The sequence below is a fragment of the Ruegeria sp. AN6 genome (genome assembly GCF_056540425.1).
Map to the genome: position 1 here is coordinate 51,661 of NZ_JBQFWR010000010.1, position 21,933 is coordinate 73,593.

At 56.2% G+C, this 21,933-nt stretch carries 18 protein-coding genes; 8 read left to right on the top strand and 10 right to left on the bottom strand.

Annotation, left to right across the window (positions count from 1 at the left end; genetic code table 11):
- The first annotated feature begins 13 nt into the window (after positions 1 to 13).
- The 6 genes from ACR0MQ_RS15620 (at position 14) to ACR0MQ_RS15645 (ending at position 7,255) form a co-directional block, all read left to right on the top strand.
- Positions 14 to 511, top strand: a complete 498-nt coding sequence (locus ACR0MQ_RS15620) for a class I SAM-dependent methyltransferase (RefSeq protein ID WP_029621662.1) — start codon at positions 14 to 16, stop codon at positions 509 to 511.
- 91 nt (positions 512 to 602) lie between these two features.
- A complete protein-coding gene (locus ACR0MQ_RS15625) occupies positions 603 to 1,232 on the top strand; it encodes a glutathione S-transferase family protein (RefSeq protein ID WP_480609244.1) in 630 nt (209 codons plus the stop codon).
- Positions 1,233 to 1,330: 98 nt separating this feature from the next.
- Complete coding sequence (locus tag ACR0MQ_RS15630; protein ID WP_480609246.1) at positions 1,331 to 3,733, top strand: GcvT family protein; 2,403 nt, start codon at positions 1,331 to 1,333, stop codon at positions 3,731 to 3,733.
- Positions 3,734 to 3,735: 2 nt separating this feature from the next.
- Entirely contained in the window at positions 3,736 to 5,280 is a 1,545-nt protein-coding gene (locus tag ACR0MQ_RS15635) for a trimethylamine methyltransferase family protein (RefSeq protein ID WP_480609248.1), read from the top strand.
- Positions 5,281 to 5,964: a TetR/AcrR family transcriptional regulator gene (locus tag ACR0MQ_RS15640; RefSeq protein ID WP_170545690.1), complete on the top strand. Its 684-nt coding sequence runs from the start codon at positions 5,281 to 5,283 to the stop codon at positions 5,962 to 5,964.
- Complete coding sequence (locus ACR0MQ_RS15645) at positions 5,951 to 7,255, top strand: NAD(P)/FAD-dependent oxidoreductase (protein ID WP_480609250.1); 1,305 nt, start codon at positions 5,951 to 5,953, stop codon at positions 7,253 to 7,255. The genes ACR0MQ_RS15640 and ACR0MQ_RS15645 overlap by 14 nt, the downstream gene beginning before the upstream one ends.
- Here ACR0MQ_RS15645 and ACR0MQ_RS15650 read toward each other — a convergent pair.
- Positions 7,252 to 10,647, bottom strand: coding sequence for an indolepyruvate ferredoxin oxidoreductase family protein (locus tag ACR0MQ_RS15650; protein WP_480609252.1), 3,396 nt, complete (start codon positions 10,645 to 10,647; stop codon positions 7,252 to 7,254). The two genes, ACR0MQ_RS15645 and ACR0MQ_RS15650, sit on opposite strands and share 4 nt — an antisense overlap.
- 144 nt (positions 10,648 to 10,791) lie before the next feature.
- Between ACR0MQ_RS15650 and ACR0MQ_RS15655 the strand changes: the two genes are divergently transcribed.
- Positions 10,792 to 11,253: an Lrp/AsnC family transcriptional regulator gene (locus ACR0MQ_RS15655; RefSeq protein ID WP_170774964.1), complete on the top strand. Its 462-nt coding sequence runs from the start codon at positions 10,792 to 10,794 to the stop codon at positions 11,251 to 11,253.
- 3 nt (positions 11,254 to 11,256) lie between these two features.
- On the opposite strand, the gene ACR0MQ_RS15660 is transcribed toward ACR0MQ_RS15655, so the two are convergent.
- Positions 11,257 to 11,646 (bottom strand): DUF3307 domain-containing protein, encoded by a 390-nt coding sequence (locus ACR0MQ_RS15660; protein WP_010437966.1) that lies wholly within the window; start codon positions 11,644 to 11,646, stop codon positions 11,257 to 11,259.
- Between the two features lie 169 nt (positions 11,647 to 11,815).
- Here ACR0MQ_RS15660 and ACR0MQ_RS15665 point away from each other — a divergent pair, with 169 nt between their 5' ends.
- Entirely contained in the window at positions 11,816 to 14,857 is a 3,042-nt protein-coding gene (locus ACR0MQ_RS15665) for an ABC transporter transmembrane domain-containing protein (RefSeq protein WP_170774961.1), read from the top strand.
- 5 nt (positions 14,858 to 14,862) lie between these two features.
- Here ACR0MQ_RS15665 and ACR0MQ_RS15670 read toward each other — a convergent pair whose 3' ends face one another.
- From ACR0MQ_RS15670 to ACR0MQ_RS15705, 8 genes are all read right to left on the bottom strand, one after another.
- Positions 14,863 to 15,150, bottom strand: a complete 288-nt coding sequence (locus tag ACR0MQ_RS15670) for an ArsR/SmtB family transcription factor (protein WP_480609255.1) — start codon at positions 15,148 to 15,150, stop codon at positions 14,863 to 14,865.
- Positions 15,151 to 15,263: 113 nt separating this feature from the next.
- Positions 15,264 to 16,496, bottom strand: coding sequence for a mandelate racemase/muconate lactonizing enzyme family protein (locus ACR0MQ_RS15675; RefSeq protein WP_480609257.1), 1,233 nt, complete (start codon positions 16,494 to 16,496; stop codon positions 15,264 to 15,266).
- A gap of 20 nt (positions 16,497 to 16,516) precedes the next feature.
- Positions 16,517 to 17,611 (bottom strand): Zn-dependent alcohol dehydrogenase, encoded by a 1,095-nt coding sequence (locus ACR0MQ_RS15680; protein WP_480609259.1) that lies wholly within the window; start codon positions 17,609 to 17,611, stop codon positions 16,517 to 16,519.
- A 230-nt stretch (positions 17,612 to 17,841) separates the two neighbouring features.
- The gene (locus ACR0MQ_RS15685) at positions 17,842 to 18,555 is read right to left on the bottom strand and encodes an alpha/beta fold hydrolase (RefSeq protein WP_480609261.1); all 714 of its coding nucleotides are present in this window, start codon (positions 18,553 to 18,555) and stop codon (positions 17,842 to 17,844) included.
- Positions 18,556 to 18,566: 11 nt separating this feature from the next.
- A complete protein-coding gene (gene pcaD / locus ACR0MQ_RS15690; protein ID WP_480609263.1) occupies positions 18,567 to 19,355 on the bottom strand; it encodes a 3-oxoadipate enol-lactonase in 789 nt (262 codons plus the stop codon).
- 75 nt (positions 19,356 to 19,430) lie between these two features.
- Positions 19,431 to 20,405 (bottom strand): threonine/serine dehydratase family protein, encoded by a 975-nt coding sequence (locus ACR0MQ_RS15695; RefSeq protein ID WP_170774952.1) that lies wholly within the window; start codon positions 20,403 to 20,405, stop codon positions 19,431 to 19,433.
- Positions 20,402 to 21,229, bottom strand: a complete 828-nt coding sequence (locus tag ACR0MQ_RS15700; RefSeq protein WP_170774950.1) for an alpha/beta fold hydrolase — start codon at positions 21,227 to 21,229, stop codon at positions 20,402 to 20,404. The genes ACR0MQ_RS15695 and ACR0MQ_RS15700 overlap by 4 nt, the downstream gene beginning before the upstream one ends.
- Positions 21,229 to 21,915 carry a haloacid dehalogenase type II gene (locus ACR0MQ_RS15705; RefSeq protein WP_480609266.1) on the bottom strand — a complete coding sequence of 229 codons (687 nt, stop codon included), beginning with the start codon at positions 21,913 to 21,915 and terminating at the stop codon, positions 21,229 to 21,231. The genes ACR0MQ_RS15700 and ACR0MQ_RS15705 overlap by 1 nt, the downstream gene beginning before the upstream one ends.
- Between the last annotated feature and the right edge of the window lie 18 nt (positions 21,916 to 21,933).

Below are 21,933 nucleotides of genomic sequence, written 5' to 3' on the forward strand. Positions count from 1 at the left end.
AGGGGTAATCGTTGTGCCGGAAGCTCAAAGTCGTCTAGATTTGTTTATTGATCGCATGGTCTCGCAGCGTGCTTGTTTGGATTATGCAATCGCGCAGACCACTGGGCATGAAGGCCCGGTATTTGAGCTTGGGCTGGGAAATGGGCGCACTTATCATCACATGGTTCAGCATATAAAGGACCGCCCAGTTTATGTTTTTGAACGTGCGGTCGCCTCGCACCCCGATTCAACACCGCCCGATGATCGCGTAATTTTGGGTGACGTGCGTGAAACGCTGCCCGCATCGGTCGCGCAGTTTGGCGCGTCGGCCAGTCTGATCCACGCCGATCTAGGGGGACATAACCGGCAAAAGAACGATACATTTGCCCGTCTCGTCTCACCTTTGATCGAGCCGCTGTTGGCGCGTGGTGGGTTGATGGTCTCGAGTGATCGCATGTATTTCGAGGATTTGACCGAGCTGCCGCTGCCGAGTGGTGCGGTTGAGGGTCGCTGCTTCATCTATCAACGCTGATCTGCCGTAGGGTCACTTTGTGATCGGACTCGCGCTGTTGCACTGGGGCGGTCTAACGTTTGGGGTGTGAAGCCTCAGAGGGGATCGTCAAATGCTGTTCTATGATTGCTCGACCGCGCCTAGCCCACGCCGAGCCCGGATGTTCATTGCAGAAAAAGGGTTGGAGATTGAGACGCGCGAAATCTCGATCGCAAATGGCGAGCAACTGAGTGATGCTTTTCGGGCGGTGAACCCCGGCGCGACGATCCCGGTGCTGATCACGGATGAAGGTACCGTGCTCACCGAAAATCTCGGCATTGCGGCCTATCTGGAAGCGCGTTTTCCTGAGCCTGCGTTGATGGGCCGAACAGCGGATGAAAAGGGCGAAGTTTTGATGTGGAACGCCATTGCCGAGCAGCAATGCGGTGCGCCGATTGCCGAGACGTTGCGCAATACCCATCCCTCTTTCAAAGACCGTGCCATCACAGGAACCGCGAACCATGCGCAGATTCCCGAACTGGCGCAGCGCGGAACTGCACGGGTGGTCGCGTTTTTTGATTTATTAGAAGCTCGTCTGTGCGAAAACGAATTCGTATCAGGCGGCTCATTCACGCTCGCTGACATCACCACATTTGTATTTGTCGATTTTGCACGTGTCATCAGGATGCGCATTCCTGACGACAACACAGCCACACAAGCTTGGTTTGATTCCATTCGCGCGCGACCAAGTGCCCGGATTTAACGCGCGTTTTTATAGAACGCACAGAACTGTACAGAAATGTCTAGACAGAAGTGAACAGTGCGTCTAGCGTCCCTTGCGAGTCACCTTGGGAGGTTGGGATGAAATCGCAGTATCGCGTAGTGGTAATTGGCGGCGGCGTTGTGGGCGCTTCGGTTCTGTATCACCTTGCCAAGTTCGGCTGGTCGGATGTGGTGATGTTGGAGCGTCGGCGCCTAGCCTCGGGCTCGTCCTGGCATGCGGCGGGGGGCATCCATGCGCTGAACGCCGATCCCAACATGGCGTCGCTTCAGGCCTATACAATCGATTTGCTCAGCGAGATCGAAAAGGAATCGGGTCAGAACATCGGCCTGCATATGACCGGCGGCCTGACGCTGGCCGGAACGCCTGAACGGTGGGAGTGGTTGCAGGCCAACTACCGCATCTTTCAATCTATCGGCATTGATGATTGCGAATTGTTATCCCCGGAAGAGGCACAGAAACGCTGCCCGATCATGTCAACCGACGGCGTGCTTGGCGCAATGTGGGCGGACCGCGAAGGCTATATCGATACCACTGGAACAGTTCAGGCCTATGCCACAGCAGCCAAAAAGCGCGGAGCTGAGTATTACGAGGAAACCAAGGTCGAACGCCTGACGCAGACTGCGGATGGCTGGGAAGTTGTGACCGACAAGGGCACCATCACGTGTGAGCATGTGGTCAATGCCGCAGGTCTCTGGGCCAAGCAGGTGGGCCGTATGGCAGGGGTGGAACTGCCGGTGTCGCCGCTCAAACATCACTATCTTATAACTGATACCGTGCCCGAGGTGGCTGAGGCAGATTTCGAGATGCCGATGACCGTGGACCTCGAAGGTTTCACCTATATGCGGCAGGACCAGAAGGGTGTTCTGGTTGGTATCTACGAAGTCGATCATGAACACTGGGCCATGGACGGTGCGCCTTGGAATTACGGCGAAGAGCTGTTTCAGGAACAGCTTGACCGGATTGAGAATGAGCTGACTTTGGGCTTTGAACGGTACCCGTCGATCCAGAATGTTGGCATCAAAACATGGGTGAATGGCGCGTTTACCTTCTCGCCTGATGGCAACCCTCTGGTCGGTCCGGTCCCGGGCAAGCGCGGTTATTGGTCAGCCTGTGCGGTGATGGCCGGGTTCCTACAGGGTGGTGGCGTCGGCAAGACGCTAGCCGAGTGGATGATCCATGGCGAGCCCGAAGCCGACGCTTGGCCGATGGACGTGGCACGTTATGGCGATTTCGCTCAGAACAAACGCTACATCCGCGAAACAACTGGTCAGTTCTATTCCCGTCGTTTCGTGATGACCTACCCGAACGAGCAGCTGCCCGCAGGCCGCCCGCTGAAAATGGCTCCGGCCCATGACGCGATGACCGAGGCAGGTTGTAAATGGGGTGTTAGCTGGGACCTTGAAGTGCCGCTTTACTTCGCGCCGAAAGGGTTCGAGGAGACGCCGACGCTCAAGCGGTCCAACGCGCATGACATCGTGGCTGAGGAGTGCAAGGCCATCCGCGAAGGTGTGGGCCTGCTTGATATCTCGGGTTTCTCGCGGTTTGAGGTCTCAGGTCCGAATGCCGAGGCGTGGCTCGACAAAGTCATGGCCTCAAAACTCCCCGCGCCGGGTCGGGCTAAACTGGCTCCAATGCTGGGCGAGAACGGACTGCTCAAGGGTGATCTGACTGTGCTCAACTGGGGCGATGGCACCTGGTGGATCATGGGCAGCTACTATCTGCGTGCCTGGCATATGCGTTGGTTCGATGATCACATGATGGATGGCGTCACGGTCCGCGATTTGGGTGAAGAATACTGTGGATTTGCCGTGGTTGGGCCGAGGTCAGAGACAGTGGTCGAGAAACTGGCAGAACAGGACATCTCGGGCCTGAAATTCATGGGTTGTGGTGACTTCGATATCGGACTGGTCCGCGCCCGCGTTGCCCGGATGTCAGTGACGGGCGAGAAGGGGTACGAGATCAACTGCCGCTATGGCGACCATATCAAGCTACGCCGTATGCTGTTGGAGGCCGGGGCCGATGAGGAAATCCGCGAATGCGGTTTCAACGCGATGCTGTCGACGCGGCTTGAGAAGAGCTTTGGTATCTGGTCTGCAGAATTCACCCAACTCTATACGCCCGGCATGACCGGGATGGATCGCTGGATCGACTGGGACAAGGAATTTGTCGGCAAAGATGCGGCGCTGGCCGAGCGCGATGGCAACGGACCAGCGCAGGTACAGGTGACGCTTGAGGTCGACGCGTTGGACGCGGATGCCAGCGGGTATGAACCCATTTGGGCAGGCGGCGAACGTGTGGGTTTTGTGACGTCGGGAGGCTTTGGGCACTACACTGGCAAGTCCCTGGCCATGGCTCTGGTAGATCGCGACAAGGCTAATCCAGGGACAGAGCTGTCGGTGCATGTGGTTGGCGTTGAACGCCCAGCCCGCGTGGTTGAGCCGTCGCCGTACGACCCGCAGGGCAAAGCGATGCGGGGTTGATCATGGAAGCAGAGGCCGGAAGACGCCGTCGCCGAGGGCGTGGGGCCGAGGCGGTCCCGCAACCCAGTCGTGACGCGAACTATCGTCAGCTGCGCAATCCGTTTCCGCAGATGGAAGTATTTCCGGCGGATCAGATTGCTGACATGCACGAGACGGCCTTGCGCACGCTGGAAGAATTGGGTGTGAAGGTCCTGCTGCCCGAGGCGCGCCGGATTTATGCACAGGGTGGTGCGCGTGTGAATGAAGATAATGAGATGGTCTTCATCGGGCGCGACATGGTCGAGGCTGCGGTGGCGTCGGCCCCGAAATCCATTGCCTGCCGCGCCGGGGCGCGGCGCAGGGATTTCACGCTGGAGCTAGGTTCTTTGGTGTTCCAGCCCGGGGCCGGTGCTCCGAATGCGACTGACCTGGAGCGCGGGCGCAGGCCTGCAAACGGGCAAGACTATCTGGAGTTCCTCAAGCTCACGCATCATTTCGATGTCTTCCAGATGATCTCGCCTCAGGTCGAACCGCAGGACGTACCCACCAACGTCAGGCACTATTTCACCACCCAAGCGCAAATGGAATTGACGGACAAGTTCCCCTTCTTCTTCTCGCGCGGAACGCCTCAGGTGATCGACTGTTTTGAGATGCTGTCCATCGCGCGCGGGTTTAGCGATGATGAGTTCCGTGGCAATCCGCATTGTTACACGATCATCAACACCAATAGCCCGCGGACGCTGGATATTCCGATGGCGCAGGGGCTGATCGATTTTGCGCGCCACGGGCAGATGTCGATTATCACTCCATTTACCCTGATGGGTGCAATGGCGCCAATCACCGTTGCCGGAGCCATCACCCTGTCGCATGCCGAGGCGCTCGCTGCTTTGACACTGACGCAGTTGACAAACCCCGGCGCGCCAGTGTGCTATGGGACCTTCACCAGCAACGTTGATATGAAATCCGGTGCGCCTGCGTTTGGAACGCCTTCGCATTTTCAGGCGTCGTTGGCCGCGGGGCAACTCGCACGATACTTAGGCCTGCCTTGGCGATCGGCGGCAGGGTCGGCTTCGAACCTCAATGACGTACAGGCAGCCAACGAGAACCAGTTCGGTCTTTGGGGCTGCCTAATGGCCGGAGCGACAGTGATCATTCACTCAGCCGGTTGGCTTGAAGGTGGCCTGACGGTGTCCTTCGAAAAGATGATCTGTGATGCAGAAGTCCTGAACATGGTGGCCGAACTTTGCGCCGGAGCGCAGGCAGATAGTTCAGAGATAGGTTTCGATTCCGCGCTGAGCGAAGTTGAACCCAGCGGGCATTTCTTCGCGACCAGCCAGACGATGGAACGCTACAACACTGCATTTTACGAGCCACATATTCATGACTACGCCAATTTCGGGACTTGGACCGAGCGTGGTTCGGTCGACGCAAATCACCGGGCAACAGGCGTTTGGAAAGAAATTCTAGCGAATTTCGAAGCCCCAGCCCAGGATGTGAGCCGTCTTGGCGCGTTGCATGAATTCATCGCACGTCGCACGGAAGCAGGCGGTGCACCGCCGGAGAGTTGAATGAGCACAAAACCAATCCTCCACCGGGACGATCCGGAAGCTGAACCCTTGACCGGTAATATCAAGGTCACACGTGATGACTGGTTGAACGTCGCCATGGACGTCTTGATCTCGGATGGGGTCGAGCAGGTGAAGGTCATGAACCTGGCGGAACGTATGGCGGTCTCGCGCTCCTCGTTCTACTGGTACTTCAAGTCTCGGCAGGAGTTGTTGGATGCGTTGCTGGCGCGATGGCAGGCAACCAACACGGCAGCATTGATCGCACAATCCGAACTGCCTGCAGAGACGATAACGGCGGCCGTTTGCAATGTTCAGCGTTGTGTCGTGAACTCAGAGCTTTTTGATACCGCGCTTGATTTTGCCGTTCGAGATTGGGCGCGACGATCGGGAAAGGTGCGACGCATGTTGGATCAATCCGACGCGAGACGTCTGGCAGCACTGTGCACGATGTTCATCCGTTTCAACTATGATGAGACCGAAGCCGAGACTCGTGCACGCGTACTGTACTATATGCAGATCGGATATGATCTGGCGCAGTTGAACGAGCCGATGGCGACCAGGCTATCGATGGTGCCACACTATCTTTACGTCTTCACTGGGGTTGAGCCGCGACCCGAAGAAGTATCCGAATTCAGCGACTATGCGAAACGCCTTTGGGAGAGGACAGGACATGAGCCAACCTGATGCAATCATTATCGGAACCGGCGTAATTGGGGCCGCCATCGCCTTCGAGATGGCTAAGGCGGGTTGGAAGACTCTGTCACTGGACCGCAATACGCAAGTTGGGCATGGATCGACCGCCGGTTCATGCGCCATCGTTCGGATGCATTATTCGACTTTTGATGGCACGGCCTTCGCCTGGGAGGGATACCATTATTGGCGTGATTGGGCAGATTATCTGGGATTGTCTGATGATGCCAATCTGGCACAGTTCCGTGAAACCGGCTGTATGGTCATGAAGACGGAGGCCAATGGATTTCTTGAAAACCATAAGAAGTACAGTACCGAACTGGACTGTCCTTTTGAAGAATGGACACCGGAGAAGATTACGGAACGTCTGCCGATTTACACGTTAGACAGCTTCGCTCCGGCGCGGCGCATGGATGATCCAGAGTTTGGGCAATCGAACGGGGCACATGTTCAAGGCGCGGTTTTCTGGCCTAACGCGGGATATGTGACAGATCCGGCGTTGTCGGCCCAAAACCTGATGGATGCGGCGAAGTTGCATGGTGCCGACGTTCGCACCGGTGCTGAGGTGCGTGAAATACTGACCAGCGAGGGCCGCGTTGCGGGCGTCAAACTTGCCTCGGGTGAAGAGATCCATGCCAAAGTGGTTGTAAACGTCGCTGGGCCCGGGTCGGCAATTGTTAACGAAATGGCTGGGGTTCTGGGTGACATGACCATCCAGACCCGCCCGCTGCGGCAGGAAGTCGTGCATGTACCGGCACCCGAAGGGTTTGATTTTGAGACACAAGGAACAATTGTCTCAGATAGCGACATCGCCCTTTATTGCCGCCCTGAGCATGGCAACCACATTCTGATCGGCTCGGAAGATCCGGCTTGCGATCCGCATCAGTGGTGCGAAGATGACGTGAATTATAACCACGAATTTACAGACCAGTGGACAACGCAAGCAATGCGCTACGCGCAGCGCGTTCCCAGCCTGGGGATACCCTCACGCACCCGGGGCGTCGTGGATTTGTACGATGCATCGACAGATTGGATTCCGATCTATGATAAATCCAGCCTTCCGGGGTTCTACATGGCTTGCGGCACCAGCGGGAACCAATACAAAAATGCTCCGATCGCGGGCAAGATGATGACCGCTTTGATCGGCTATGTCGAAGGCGGCGCAGATCATGATGACAATCCGTTGCAGTTCGAGTTGCCCTATTTAGGCCGGACAATCGACACCGGATTTTATTCCCGCAAACGGCCCATCAATACCGAAAGCAGCTTTTCGGTTCTCGGTTAAGACACCTCTGCGCGCGTTGTTTCGAAGCTCTCTTCGCGTACCGGTCCGAACCCTCGTATCTGGTCCGCCGCCGAGAACGCGCGCAACCACTCTGCTTCTGATCGTGCTGTCGGATTGGTCTGATACCTGTTCAGAAGCTCTTCAAACCAATTCAGGATATTACGGTGCAGCCGCGCTTCGGCGTGATATCCGAACGGGTTCAGAGGTAATCCGCGCAATCCGCGCAACCGTGAAAGACCACGCAGAACCGGGTGCATCCATGCGCCCAACGCAATCTTGACCGGTCGCCCGCGCTCATCCTTGCGCCAACTTAGCAGCGGCGGGGCGAAATGGTATTTGGCTTTGAAATCACCTTCGAACTGCTGTGCCAACTCCTCAGAAAAGTCAGAAGATGTCTGCAGTCGGGCGACCTCAAACTCGTCCTTATAGGCCATGAAACGGAACAGATTTCGAGCAATCGTCTCAACAAGGCGGTCCGAGATATCAGACTTTGACGATCGGATCGCCTTGATCCGCTGTGCGTAGCGGTTGGCATATTCGGCGTCCTGATAGTTAGTAAGAAAGGCAACCCGCCGCTCGATCATCTGGTCCAGTGTGTCCTCTGTCTCGGTCGGCTGAGCCAATCCCTGAACGCGTTCCGGATCAACTGCCAAACACCGTCCAAGGGCAAAAGCCAGTCGGTTCTTTTCGACCGCGACACCGTTTAGAAGAATTGCCTGCGACAGCGCGGTGTGTGACACAGGTACCAGCGCCTTTTGCCAAGCATAGCCCAACATAATGACATTGGCGAAGACCGTATCGCCTAACAGCGCCTCGGCCATCGCGTTTGCGTCAAGGCTGGTTAAATTTTCCGCACCCACTACGTCTGCAATCGCCTGCTCCCGCGCGTCAACCCGTAGTTGGGCATCACGATGCAGCACAAGATCTCCGGTAGGCATCTCGGCCCGGTTCAGAACGACGCGCGTCCCCGGCGCATAGTGAGCCGATGCTTTGGGGGCCGAGCTTACGACCACATCGCATCCGATCACCGCATCCGCAGCGCCCTGATCAATGCGCACCTGGTTGAGCGTATCAGGTTCTTTACCGAGGCGGATATAGCTCAGTACGGTTCCGAATTTTTGTGCAAATCCGGTGAAATCCAGAACCGAAGCACCCTTACCTTCTAGATGCGCCGCTATGGTGATCAAGGCCCCGACTGTAACCACTCCGGTGCCTCCGACGCCTGTCACCAGCAGATCAAAGGGGGACTCCAAAGATGCGGCTGAGGGCAGGGGTAGTCCCGCCTCAAGCGCATCAAGATCCATATCAACGCTCTGCTTGCGCCGAGTTGCGCCCTCAATGGTGACGAAACTGGGGCAGAACCCGTTCAGGCACGAGAAATCCTTGTTGCAGGAGCTCAGATTAATCTTGCGCTTGCGGCCCAGCGGCGTTTCACGCGGCTCAACGCTTAGGCAGTTCGACGCGACGGAGCAATCGCCACAGCCTTCGCAGACGAGATCATTGATCCAAACAAATTTCTGTGGGTCTTCCATCATGCCGCGCTTGCGGCGGCGTCGCTTTTCGGTCGCGCAAGTCTGTTCGTAGATCAGAACGGTAACACCGGGTATGTCGCGCAGCTCGCGTTGCAGGCTGTCCATTTCTGCCCGGTCATGAAATGTAGTTCCCGCAGGGAAATCGGCACGGCCGAACTTGGTGATGTCATCCGAGACCAGTGCGATCCGCTCGACCCCCTCGGCGCGGCAGGTTTGCGCGATGCCTGCCACGCTGACTGGCCCGTCCACCGGCTGCCCTCCGGTCATTGCGACCGCATCATTGTAGAGGATTTTATAGGTGATGTTCGTTCCTGCCGCGACCGCCTGTCGGATCGCGAGGGATCCCGAATGGTACCACGTCCCTTCGCCCAGATTCTGAAAGATATGCTTGCCGCCATTGAATTGTGAGGCCACCACGTGAGGCACGCCTTCTCCGCCCATCTGAGCGTAGCCGACGGTTTCGCGATCCATCCATGATGCCATGACATGGCACCCGATGCCGCTGGCAGCAGTGGAGCCTTCGGGTACTTTAGTCGAGGTATTGTGCGGGCAACCCGAGCAGAAATAGGGCGTTCGCGTTGCACCCGGGACGTTGATCACGGGCGCTTCCGTCTCGGTCAGCGCGCGTGCTTTAGCAGGCAGGTTTTCTTCTGGAAAGAACGTGTCAAGGCGGGCGGCTACGATGGGGGCTAGCATCAACGGGCTGAGTTCCCCGGTCCACGGGATCAGCGGTTCACCATGGCTGTCATATTTGCCCACCATCTTGTGGGGTTTGTCGCCGGGCCAGTCATAGAAATACTCTTTGAACTGGCTTTCGATGATGCCGCGCTTTTCCTCGACGACCAGAACCTCGGCCTTGCCTTTCACAAAGCGCAACGCGTTGCGGCGGGCCAGCGGCCAGACCATCCCGACCTTGTAGATGTCGATCCCCAAGCGACGGCAAGCGGCTTGATCAAGGCCCAACAAACGCAGCGCCTCCATCAAATCAAGGTGACCTTTGCCGGTGGTCACAAATCCGAATTTGGCGTTGTCGATGTCATAGATGCGTCGGTCGATGGGGTTTTCTTCGGCAAATGCCCGGACGGCACGCAGTTTGTGTTGTATGCGGGTCTCGATTTCAGGCGAGGGCAGGTCGGCCGTCCGCACATGCAAGCCGCGTTCTGGCAGATCGATCCGGGGCAGGGTGAAACTGCGGTCCGGGAGCAGATCGACCGAACGCGCGCTTTCCACTGTTTCCGAGATCGCCTTGAACCCGACCCATGTGCCCGAAAAGCGGGAAAGAGCGAATCCGTATTCGCCGAATTCCAAATATTCCTCGACCGAGGCCGGGTTCAATGTGGGCATAAACCACGCCATGAAGGCCACGTCCGATTGGTGCGGCATCGACGAACTGACGCAACCGTGGTCGTCGCCCGCCACCACAAGCACGCCGCCTTTCGGGGCGGAACCATAAGCATTGCCATGTTTTAACGCATCGCCTGAACGGTCGACGCCAGGGCCTTTGCCGTACCACATCGAAAAGATGCCCTCGACTTCGCAATGTGGGTCCAACGTGGCCTGTTGGGCACCCAGTACGGCTGTAGCGCCGAGGTCCTCGTTCACAGCGGGCATGAAGGTGATTCTGTCTGCTATTAATCGCTCTTTGGCGCGCCACAGCTCCAGGTCCAACCCGCCCAATGGCGATCCGCGATAGCCAGAGACAAAACCTGATGTATTCAAACCTGCCTGCCGATCGCGCCGCGCCTGATCCATCATGATCCGCGCGAGGGCCTGAGTGCCCGTCAAAAAGACCCGGCCTTGAGTTAGGGAATAGCGATCGTCGAGTCGATAGGTGCGAATATTTCGGTCGAGGTGGCTCATTGCATCGGGTCCATGGGATTATGCCTTTGGTTGAGGATATTTTAACCCAGTTCGAATGGTTAACCGTTCCATTTTGTGTGCCGAGATATGATATTTTGGAAAAAAAACTCAAAATATATCAAAATTCCGATTAGAATATCCAATATGATTGCTCTAGATGACCGAGACCGCCGAATTCTGACGCTGCTGCAGAATGACAGTCGAATTTCGAATGCAGATTTAGCCGACACAGTGGGGATGTCGGCCTCTGCGCTTTGGCGCAGAGTGCGCGCTCTTGAAGACGCAGGGATAATCGAACGCTATGGTGCCTTGGTGAACCCACCGGCGATGGGATTGACGTTCGAAGCAATCGTACATGTGCATCTGACGCGACACGATCCGGACAAAATCGTCGACTTCATCCGAGCGGTGGAACTAAGCCCCGAAATCCAGGAATGCTATGCAACCACGGGGCAGGCGGACTACCACTTGCGTGTCCTTTGCCGAGATCTGGCGGCTTACAATACGTTTCTGGAGGACTTCCTGTTTCGGCTGCCAGCCGTTGCCAGTGCGCAGACCAATGTGGTGTTGCGTACAATCAAAAGAAATCAACCGACCGTGCCTTAAGCTTCAGGCTGCAAAGACCACCCAGGCCCAGGCCATCCCGATATAGGTCAGGTTATGAAGCAATTGATCCAGACCAGCAGCGCGCCAGAAAGCTGCCTGATTGGGTTGTAGCTGTTTGCGATCTGAGTAATTGGCTTTTGCGAAATCTATGTGGAAATGCACGATCCATTCCAATGCAGCAATGATCAGAATAAATTCTATCGGCGCACGAAAGAGCGCAAAGATAATAACCGATCCCACAACATGCACAGCTGCATGTTGCGCGCGTCCCATGTGGAAATACGTGCCACGCCCAGAAAGCATTTTGGGCGTCTGTAAATAATAATCGGCGAACATGTGCTTGATCTGAAGCAGGCAGAGCAACAGAAACACAGCGCCAAAGTTGGCAGGCAAATGAATCCTCCCGATATCGTCCTGAATCAGAAGATTAGGGGGTAATGGCCTGCCGCGCAAATGAACTTGTTCACACAACGCGAAATAAGCGCAAATCGGATTTTCATTTGCGTCTGAGGATACGATTGCGGTAAATTCGTGCCGTTGTATTCACACCAAAATCAGTGATTTGAGCGGTGGGTCATTAGTAGGGGCGGGTTCAATCGAGCGAACGATCTTTCGGTTCATCTGGAAATACTCCAAACGCGATCAGCTGATTCTACTGGCCGTGACTGCGACGCTATTTCCATTACTTTATCTCACCTTGGAGCTCCCCAAACGCATCATCAATGATGCAATCGGTGCGACCAGTCAGATTGTCGACGTTTGGGGATATAGCCTGACACAAACTGCATTCCTGACGATTCTCTGCTTTGCCTTTCTGGCTGCGGTGCTGGCGCATGGTCTGATGAAAATGCGCATCAACACCATGAAGGGTGTTTTGAGCGAACGGATGCTGCGTCGATTTCGGTATCAGTTGATCAATCGCGCGCTTAGATTTCCGCAGCCCTATTTTGAGCGTGTGAGCCAGGGCGAAATGGTGTCGATGGTCACCGCTGAAAGCGAGCCCATGGGAGGCTTGATGGGGGATGCGATCAGTCAGCCTGTGCTGCAGGCGGGTCAGATGATCACGATTCTGTCCTTTCTGTTTCTGCAAAGCGTCTGGTTCGGTCTGGCTGCCGTCGCCTTGATTCCTTTACAGGCCTGGTTGATCCCCAAACTGCAGCGTCAAATCAACTTGCTGAACAAGAAGCGCATTCAGGAGGTCCGCGTTCTGGCCGCCCAGATCGGTGAGAATGCCGCCGGTGCATCGACTTTGCGTGCCAATGGGGGGTGGCGGTATCGTCGTGCGATGATCTCGGATCAGCTGGGGCGGTTGTTCGCCATCCGCTTTGAGATCTATCAGAAAAAGTTCTTTATGAAGTTCATCAACAACTTCATCTCGCAGCTGACGCCCTTTATGTTTTATCTCGTCGGAGGCCTTCTGGTATTGCAGGGATCGGTTTCTTTGGGCGCATTGGTGGCCGCGCTGGCCGCCTATAAAGATCTGAGCTCTCCTTGGAAGGAACTGCTGACCTACTACAACCAAACGCAGGATATGTCGCTGCGGTGGGATGTTGTGATCGAGCGATTCGCACCGGAAGGCATGATTGACGAGTCGCTGTTCGAAGGCGAGCCTTCTGAACGCCCCCACTTGAATGGTGATATCGTGCTGGACCGGGTCTCGGTTCGCGATATTGATGGCAATCAGGTGCTTGACGATCTGAACCTGACTTTTCCGGCCGGCAAGACCATTGGTATCTCGGCAACCAGCGAAGAAGATCGTGATGCACTGACCGAATTGCTGATCCGAGAGATTGCACCGACCTCTGGACGGATCGAAATCGGCGGCATCAATATGGCAGGCCTGCATCAGAGTGTTGTGGCAGCGCGGATCGGTCTGGCTACCTCTCGGCCGGTGATGTTTCAGGGTACGTTGGGCGAGAACGTGATTATGCCGATGCGCCCCCGCCCATTGTCCACCTCATCTGATGATCCGAATTTTGCAGAAACGCTGCGCGCGGGTAACAGCGCGGATCCAATAGATACCAAATGGTTTGATCCGGGATTGGCCGGTTTTGACGATACCGATCAGTTGCGTGAATGGTGGCTGCAGTTGATAGACGGCATGGGTTCAGGTGCCGCTCTGTTTAAGCGCGGGGCAGAACAGGCATTTGATCCCAATGAACATCCGCAGTTGGCGGCCAAACTGATCGAGCTGCGGCCATTGGTACAACAGGCGGTGCGCGAGGCTGGTCTAGCCGAGCAAGCTTTGGTTTTTGACCGGTCCACTTATAACCCCGCATTACCGGTTGCTGAAAACCTCTTGTTCGCGACGCCCTGCGTGCCAGTCAATCAACAACTTTTGGCGCGCCAAACCGTGTTTCTGGGTCAGTTGCGTGAGCTGGGGCTGGATGAAACTCTGGTCAGTCTGACCCGTGACGTGATTGAAATGCTACGCCAGATCTTCGGACTGGATGGAACCGACCACCCATTGTTCCGCAAACTCGGGCTCGAGGCTCAAACCTACGAGGCGGCGGTCGAATTGGTTGAGCAAACCCGCAAAGAAGGCACACAGGGCTTGGACGACGAGCAATTGGCCAGCTTGTTGTCGGTGCCGTTTGTGATCTCGGCGGAACAGATCGGTCCTGCGTTTTCGGACGAGCTAAAAAATCGCATCCTCGAGCTTCGCCACAGCCACTCGGAAAAATTGCTGGAACCTCTGCACGATGTTTTTGTGCCTTTGAATGAGAACGCCTTTGCGCCTGGCCTGACTGTCATGGAAAATGCGTTATTCGGTAAGGTCAGCCAGATTGGTGGTGCGCGAACCGATGAGGCACGCAAGCTGATCGTCGATGCGTTGGCTGAAAATGGCGCGCGTCCGTTGGTGGTTGAACTGATCTATGATGTGCCGGTTTCACTTGGTGGTCAGAACTTGCCGGCGGTGTTTGCTGAACCCTTGGCCTTTACGCGCGCAACAATCAAAAAGCCGGACATTTTGATCCTGGAAACTGCGTTGGCCAGCTATGACATGGAAACGCAGGTCGCGGTTTACAAAAATCTGCGTGAACTTTTGCCCGAAACTACGGTAATCTACCTGAATGATACGTTCGAAAATCCAGATGTTTTCGACATGCATGTCGAAATTCGTCAGGGTCGGGTCGTGACTGGCGAAGGCCCAACCGACGTCGAGGGTGACAGCGCTGCATCTGCCGACCTGAGTCGCAAATTGCGAGCGCTGGAACAAACACCGTTGTTCTCGGGTCTTGACCGCCGTCAGCTCCGCCTGCTGGCCTTTGGTGCGCGTTGGTTCGAGGCCAAGGCCGGCCAGGTGGTGTTTCTAAAGGACGACCAGCCAACCGATGGGGCCTATGTCGTCCTCGAGGGCGAAGCGGGTCTTTATCTGCCGCGTTCGGGCGAGGACGACCAACTTATCATAACCGTTGGCGCTGGTGCTTTGGTCGGTGAGCTCGGATTGATCCGTAAAGAGCCACGGGCCTTGAGCATGGTGGCAGAAACGGACCTGTCCTGTCTGCGAATTGGTGAAGAAGAATTCCTGGCCGTGGTCGAAAATGATGCTGCCACAGCCTTCAAGCTGCTGCAGGTTATCGCAGGATATGTCTCGAACTGATCGGCCTAGGCATCTGGCTCACAAAACAGGCTATAGAGAAGTTCGATCATCTGCGCAGCTTTGCCATCATTCAGTGCGTAATAGATCGTTTTGCCATCGCGTCGGGTTTTTACCAGTCCTTCGTCGCGTAAGCGTGCAAGCATTTGGCTGACCGCTGCCTGCCGAATCTCCAGCAAATCCTCCAACTCTCCTACAGAACGCTCGCCGTCTCCCAGATGGCACAGGATCATCAGGCGACCTTCATGTGCCAGGGCCTTGAGGAATACCGCTGCCCGTGCCGCACTTTCTTTCATATCTGCGGGGGTTTCCCCCGACAAAATTTGAGTGTCGTTATCCTGAGGTCTCACGCAACAACCTAAGATCTACTTCTGGGTCGGATCAATATGCCTTACTTGCCGTCCGATTGTCACCCCTCGACCACAGGAGCGCCGCCCTGAAATGCATTTCCATTTACATAGTCGCAGGGCGCTTCCTGCATCTCTAAGTGCAGACCATCACCTATGTAGGGGTGTGCGCGCGCAAGGTCCTCGTCAACGTCAATACCAAGCCCGGGCTTGGTAGGAGGAGTGACAAAGCCCTCGTTGACGCGGATGCTTCCTTTGATCAGTTGGTCGTGAAACGGCGTTTCGATACTTTCCAGAAGCAAAAGGTTTGGAATCGATGCGGCCAGATGAATGTTGGCAGCCCATTCAACCGGGCCCGCATATAGATGCGGCGCCATCTGCGCGTTAAAAACCTCGGCCATGGCGGCGACCTTCTTCATCTCCCAGATACCGCCTGCACGGCCAAGTGCGGGTTGCAGTATTTCGGCGGCGCCTGCGCGCAATACCGCGCCGAATTCGGCCTTGGTCGTCATCCGCTCACCCGTCGCGACAGGTATGCGGACATTGCGCGCCACGCGAGCCATATCTTCAATCATGTCCGGAGGAGTGGGCTCCTCAAACCACAAAGGTGAATAGGGCTCCAGTGCTTGTCCTAGGCGAATTGCTCCGGCGGTGTTGAATTGGCCGTGGGTGCCGAATAGCAGGTCGGCCTTGTCTCCGACCGCCTCGCGGATGGCCTTACAGAATGCAACTGACATTGAGATATCCGACATAGCAGGCATATGCCCACCGCGGATCGTGTAGGGCCCCGCCGGATCGAATTTGATAGCTGTGTAGCCGCGTCGAACCATTTCCGCCGCACTTTCACCGGCCTGTTCCGGCGAGGTCCAGAAGTCAGCCAGATCGTGCTGAGGAAGCGGGTAGAGATAGGTATAGGCCCGGATACGGTCGTTCATCCTGCCGCCCAGAAGTGCATAGACCGGTCGGTCCCGATCTTTGCCAAGAATGTCCCAGCACGCGATCTCTAAGCCCGAAAACGCGCCCATGACAGTTAGATCCGGGCGCTGCGTAAATCCGCTGGAGTAGGCACGGCGGAACATCAATTCGATATTCTCGGGATTCTCCCCTTGCATGTGCCGCTCGAACACATCGCGGATGACATGGGTCATAGCATCCGGTCCGACCGAGGATGCATAGCATTCTCCCCATCCCACCACACCAGTATCGGTCGAGACTTTGACCAGAATCCAATAACGCCCACCCCAGCCTGGGGCCGGAGGGGCGGTAACGATGACATCGAGATCCTGCAGTTTCATCAGGCGCTCCTTTCAGGGGTTCAGTCGTGGTCGAACATGATCACATTGCGCTTCGCAGCACCGGTCTTGGTATCCTCGATGGCTTCGTTGATCTGTGAAAGGGTCCAGCGACCCGAGATCAATTCGTCCAGTTTCAGCCGCCCCTGTTCATAAAGATCAATCATCCATGGAATATCGCGCTGGATCACGACGTCTCCCATTTTTGACCCAACCATGCCTTGCCCAAGCGCTGCCAAAACAACGGGTTCATAGCTGGACATGTCACCAGAATGCGGCATCCCGATCATGATCGCTTTGCCACCGCGGCCCAGATAGCGCGGGGCCTGGTCATAGGCTGGGATTGCGCCAACGGTAATCAGAACCGCGTCTGCTCCACGCCCGCCAAGCGCTTTATACGCGGCTTTCCACGGCTCCCTGAGGTTGCCCAGAACACCATGCGTCGCTCCGAACTCTTTAGCGATCTCAAGCTTTTCTTCGGTCATGTCGACAGCAACGATACGGCGCGCGCCGGCGATACGTGCGCCTTGAATCGCATTTAGGCCAACCCCACCGGCACCAATCACCACAACATCCTGCCCGGGGCGCAATTCAGCGGCGTTTACGGCCGCACCGACCCCGGTGATCACGCCACACGAGAGCAGGCTGGCGAGATCCTTTGGTAGTGTTTCGGGAATTCTGACGATCTGACGATGGCTAACCACGACTTTCTCGGCAAATGCACCGCAAGCCATCGCTTGTTCCAATGCGCCCCCGTCTGCGGTTCGTAGCGGTCCTTTGATCGTGTCATAGGGCGTTTCGCAAATTGTAGGTTTTCCCCCCGCGCAAGAGGGGCATGACCCGCACGCACGGATCAGTGTCACGACCACCGGGTCACCAACATTAAAATCGCCCGCACCGTCTCCGACTGCCGAGATTGTCCCAGCGGCCTCATGCCCGTAGACGGCAGGTAGGTGACCACCCCATGCCCCGCTGGCGAATGAGATATCCGAATGGCAGATTGCCACGGCCTCCAGCGTAACTTCTACCTCACCCATTCCAGGTGGCGCGATCAGAATGTCTTCGATGATCAGCGGTTCGCCGAACGCCCGGCACACGGCTGCTTTGATGGATTGCATGTTTTTCCCCGTTCCCGTTTGAGTTCACGGTGACCCGTCCCGGCCTAACCTGCAAGGTGGTTTCCGTCACGTATATGTCGTTGTTATGCCAATGCGGCGCGAGCGTTCATAAATGCAGCAGGCTTTTATCAATCTTTCCGCCTAGCACTCCACAAGAGCCGAACGAATAGCTGGGCCAGTTTTGCAACCCGTCTTTGCGGTGATTGCGATCACTTGTCATCGGGCCCCGGTCACATTCGTTCCGAGATCTGGTGCATCAATCCGGCCAGATGCTCAGGGTGCGAGAAGAACGGTGAATGAGAACTGTCGATGGTCAGGCACATACCGGCGTCTGCGCATCCAGCCATTTCGGCTTGATACTCGGTCGGCACTGTACGGTCATCAGTCGTTCGGATGTATCCTTTTGGGACGCTGGCGAAGTTTTTGCCTGTATCTAATGGTGTCGCTTGCGGCGCGATAGCTTGGGGGCATAAGCGACCAAACGCGTAGGCCACAACCTCATGCGGGCAGTCATGATAAAACAGATCATGAACCCGATCCGGCACAACCGTATACGATAGACCATCAGAAGATTTTTCGACGGCATCACCTATCAGCTGGCGAGGCGCGCGTTTACGCATTTCAATCATGGAAAGCCCGGATTGCGGGACATATGCGCTGAGATAAATTACACCCCGCATGGCGTTCGGATCAGCCTCGGCAGCGGCGCTGACGGGATAACCGCCCCAGGAGTGTGCCACGATGATCGATTGTGGTGTTGAGGCTTTCAAAATTGAATCCCGGCACGACTCGAGGGTCACATCCTGAATTGGAGTTGGGTCCGAACCATGGCTTGGCATATCGATAGCGCGGGCAGAATGCCCGAATGTGGTCAATTCCGGAATCAGGTCACGCCAGCACCAAGCACCGTGGCATGACCCGTGGACTAGTAAGAAGTCCGCCAACTCTTTCTCCCTCAGATATGGCCGATCTCGATTAGGAAATTGCCAAGCAATTCGGCATATTCCTGCGGGCGCTCGACACATGGCAGATGACCCGCCCGTCGGATCAGTGCAAAGCGCGAGCCGGGTATAAGATCAACCGTTTCACGTACCAGATCGGGCGGAGTCGAACCGTCCTCGCTGCCAGCAATTCCCAATGTGGGCAGCCTTAGGCCGCTGGTGGGCGTATAGAAATCTGTGCCCGAAATTGCGGCACAACACCCCAGATATCCCTCAACTGGTTGCCGAACGATCATGTTTCGCCACAAGGGTATCTCAGGGCCGGACTGGAAGTGTTTCGAGAACCAACGCTCCATTGTGGCGTCAGCAAGGGCTTCAATCCCACCAGCGCGAACGGCTGCCATACGGTCTTGCCAGATCTTAGGCGTCCCAATCTTGGCAGCGGTATTCGACAGCACCAGTGCGCGGATCTGGTCCATGCGTTTTACCGCCAATCCCTGCGCGATCATACCGCCGATGGACAGGCCCACAAACACGCAGTCTTTTACCTCGAGATGATCCAGCAGTTGTTCAGCATCTCGAATCAAGCTCCCCATTGAGTATGGGGCGACCGGTTGGGAAGATAATCCGTGTCCACGTTTGTCAAATCTGATGATTCTTAACCCTGTGGGCAGAAAAGGTATAATCGGGTCCCATAGGCGCATGTCGGTACCCAGAGAATTGGCGAATACAATGGGAGCTCCGTCGACATCTCCGTCAATTCGATAGTGTAGACTTACGTCTTTCAGGTCAGCGATATGCATGTAATCGGTCCCCGTCTGTTCAGGGTGCCTAATAAAACAAACTCGATCAGATTTTGCACTGATCGCTTCCGATTGTCAGGTAAGGAATTCCAACGCTTGTTCAAATATCTGCGGATCTACATTCCCACCCGAGGCCACGACGATCACGGTATCCCCCTCAATTTGATCTTTCCGAAACAGCGCTGACGCCAAAGACACCGCTCCACCTGGTTCCAACACTATCTTGAGGCGCAAAAAGGCGAGGGCCACGGCGTGCAGTGCCTCCTGTTCAGATACTGCAAGCCCGGGGCCGCAAAGCCGTCGTAGAATCGGAAAGGTAATTCGCCCCGGTTGCGGTGTCAGGATTGCGTCGCAGATGTTGCCGGATGAGGCATTGTTGCTCTGGATCGCGCCAACCTGCAGAGAGCGTTTCACATCGTCAAACCCCTCGGGCTCACATGGGCGCGCGCGTAGGCCGGGTGCATGATGTTCCAGAGCCAGTGCGATGCCAGAGGTCAACCCACCTCCGCCGCAACATACGAGGACATCGCCTTCGGTCACGTCAAGCTCGAGCGCCTGACGCGCCAACTCCAATCCCGTCGTACCTTGCCCTGCAATCACTTGCGGCTCATCATAGGGTCGGATCAGCGTCAAACCGCGCTCAGTAGCCAACGCTTCACCGATGTCTTCGCGGCTTTCGGTTGCACGGTCATAGAGGACCACTTCACCCCCCAGCGCGCGGGTGTTTTCAATCTTCAGCTTCGGCGCATCCGACGGCATGACGATGACTGAAGATATCCCGTGTTGAGCTGCTGCATATGCAACGCCCTGCGCGTGATTGCCCGAGGAATAGGCGATCACACCGCGGTTGCGCGCCGCGTCATCCAGCGCAGAGATTGCGGACCACGCGCCGCGAAACTTGAAACTACCGGTGTGTTGCAGGCATTCGGGTTTTACCAATACGCGACGACCCGCGATTTCATCCAGAAAAGGTGATGACAGAAGCGGGGTCTCGCGCACGTGCCCCTTCAGCCTGTCGGATGCGGCTTCGATCATGTCAATGTTGCTCATGTGGCATCCAATATTTGGTGGATTAGGTCGAGGGATTGCACTTCGTTCAGGAACGGAACATGACCACGGTCCGGTACTTCGGTTGAGATCAGTTTAGGGTGGCGCGCGTGCATTTCTTGTACTGTGGCAGTGCTCAGCAGGTCGGAATTCGCACCCCGGATAACGCCAGTCGGGATATCGTGCAACGCGTCGAACAAAGGCCAGAGGTCAGGAGCGGGCGTGTTTGCTGCCTGTTCGATCAGAGCGTTTCTCAGGGCAGGGTCATAGCGCAGGTCCAGTCCGGTATCGGTCTGGATGTATTGGTTCTCAACCTGCTGCCTCCAGATGTCCAAAGAGATACCTGGGAATTGCGATTCCATCATGACCCCAAGGGCGCGCGCCGCGTCGTCGTAGGTTTTTGGGGTTGGGCGGTTGCCGACATAGTCCATGATCTTGGCAATACCACCGAGTTCGATCACCGGACCAACGTCGTTTAGGATCACAGCTGCCAAACGGTCAGGATGGCTGGTGGCCAGCGCCATGACGATCAGCCCCCCGCGCGAGGTGCCCAACAGCGTTACCTTGCCCAAGCCCAGGTGATCCAGCAGTTCAACTGCATCCTGCCCCTCGCGTAGAATGTTGTAGTTCATATAGTCTGCATCAAAATCGGATTTTCCGCGCCCGCGATAATCCATCGAAATCATTCGAAGATCCGCCACATGCGGTGCAAGAAATGAAAAGTCTCGGCAATTTCGAGTCAAACCCGCCAGGCAAAGCAGTGGCTGACCTGTACCTGTATCTTCGTAATAGAGGCGCCTGCCGTCCGAAGTGGTGAAATACGCCATCAAAGCTCCGCCAATTGCGGGATCGTTGTCAGGTCAGACAGCACATGGGCAGGTTTCCAGGGCAGGCGGTCCATCGGTTCCCCTGCGCGATTCACCCAAGCGGTAACAAACCCATAGCCGCTTGCCCCAGCGGCGTCCCAGCCGTTTGAACTGACGAATAGCACTTCGTTACGCGCGCAGCCAAACCGGTTTTGCACGAGGTCATAGACGCTGGCATGGGGTTTGAAGACCCCGACGCTTTCAACCGACAACACGTCATCAAGCACATCTCCGATCCCAGCAGATTGAACCGCACCATCCAACATAGGAGGTGAACCGTTGGACAGGATGGCCGTCTGCATCCCGCCCTCTTTTAGCGCCTTCAGCATCTCGGGGACTTCGGGAAAGGCCTGCAACTCCCAATACAAATCCAGCAGGCGCTGCCGAAGGGTGTTATCCCCTTGCAGGCTAACCGCTTCCAACGCCCAATCCAGCCCATCTTGCGTGACGTCCCAAAAGTCACAGTGCGCATCAGCGACAGCACGCAGCCAAGTGTATTGCAGTTGCTTCAGACGCCAGTGATTGGCCAATTCAGGCCATTTATCCGCCAGCGCCTCGAACCCCGGTTCCGCTGCGGCCTGCCGAGCAGCAGCAGCCACGTCGAACAGAGTGCCATACGCGTCGAATACACAAGTGGTGATAGCCATCCGATCCTCCCCTGATCG

Bases quoted from the DNA above. Each gene is read 5' to 3' on its own strand.
- ACR0MQ_RS15625 (WP_480609244.1), top strand. From the start codon at position 603: ATGCTGTTCTATGATTGCTCGACCGCGCCTAGCCCACGCCGAGCCCGG.
- ACR0MQ_RS15630 (WP_480609246.1), top strand. From the start codon at position 1,331: ATGAAATCGCAGTATCGCGTAGTGGTAATTGGCGGCGGCGTTGTGGGC.
- ACR0MQ_RS15635 (WP_480609248.1), top strand. From the start codon at position 3,736: ATGGAAGCAGAGGCCGGAAGACGCCGTCGCCGAGGGCGTGGGGCCGAG.
- ACR0MQ_RS15640 (WP_170545690.1), top strand. From the start codon at position 5,281: ATGAGCACAAAACCAATCCTCCACCGGGACGATCCGGAAGCTGAACCC.
- ACR0MQ_RS15645 (WP_480609250.1), top strand. From the start codon at position 5,951: ATGAGCCAACCTGATGCAATCATTATCGGAACCGGCGTAATTGGGGCC.
- ACR0MQ_RS15650 (WP_480609252.1), bottom strand. From the start codon at position 10,647: ATGAGCCACCTCGACCGAAATATTCGCACCTATCGACTCGACGATCGC.
- ACR0MQ_RS15655 (WP_170774964.1), top strand. From the start codon at position 10,792: ATGATTGCTCTAGATGACCGAGACCGCCGAATTCTGACGCTGCTGCAG.
- ACR0MQ_RS15670 (WP_480609255.1), bottom strand. From the start codon at position 15,150: ATGAAAGAAAGTGCGGCACGGGCAGCGGTATTCCTCAAGGCCCTGGCA.
- ACR0MQ_RS15675 (WP_480609257.1), bottom strand. From the start codon at position 16,496: ATGAAACTGCAGGATCTCGATGTCATCGTTACCGCCCCTCCGGCCCCA.
- ACR0MQ_RS15680 (WP_480609259.1), bottom strand. From the start codon at position 17,611: ATGCAATCCATCAAAGCAGCCGTGTGCCGGGCGTTCGGCGAACCGCTG.
- pcaD (WP_480609263.1), bottom strand. From the start codon at position 19,355: ATGCATATCGCTGACCTGAAAGACGTAAGTCTACACTATCGAATTGAC.
- ACR0MQ_RS15695 (WP_170774952.1), bottom strand. From the start codon at position 20,405: ATGAGCAACATTGACATGATCGAAGCCGCATCCGACAGGCTGAAGGGG.
- ACR0MQ_RS15700 (WP_170774950.1), bottom strand. From the start codon at position 21,229: ATGGCGTATTTCACCACTTCGGACGGCAGGCGCCTCTATTACGAAGAT.
- ACR0MQ_RS15705 (WP_480609266.1), bottom strand. From the start codon at position 21,915: ATGGCTATCACCACTTGTGTATTCGACGCGTATGGCACTCTGTTCGAC.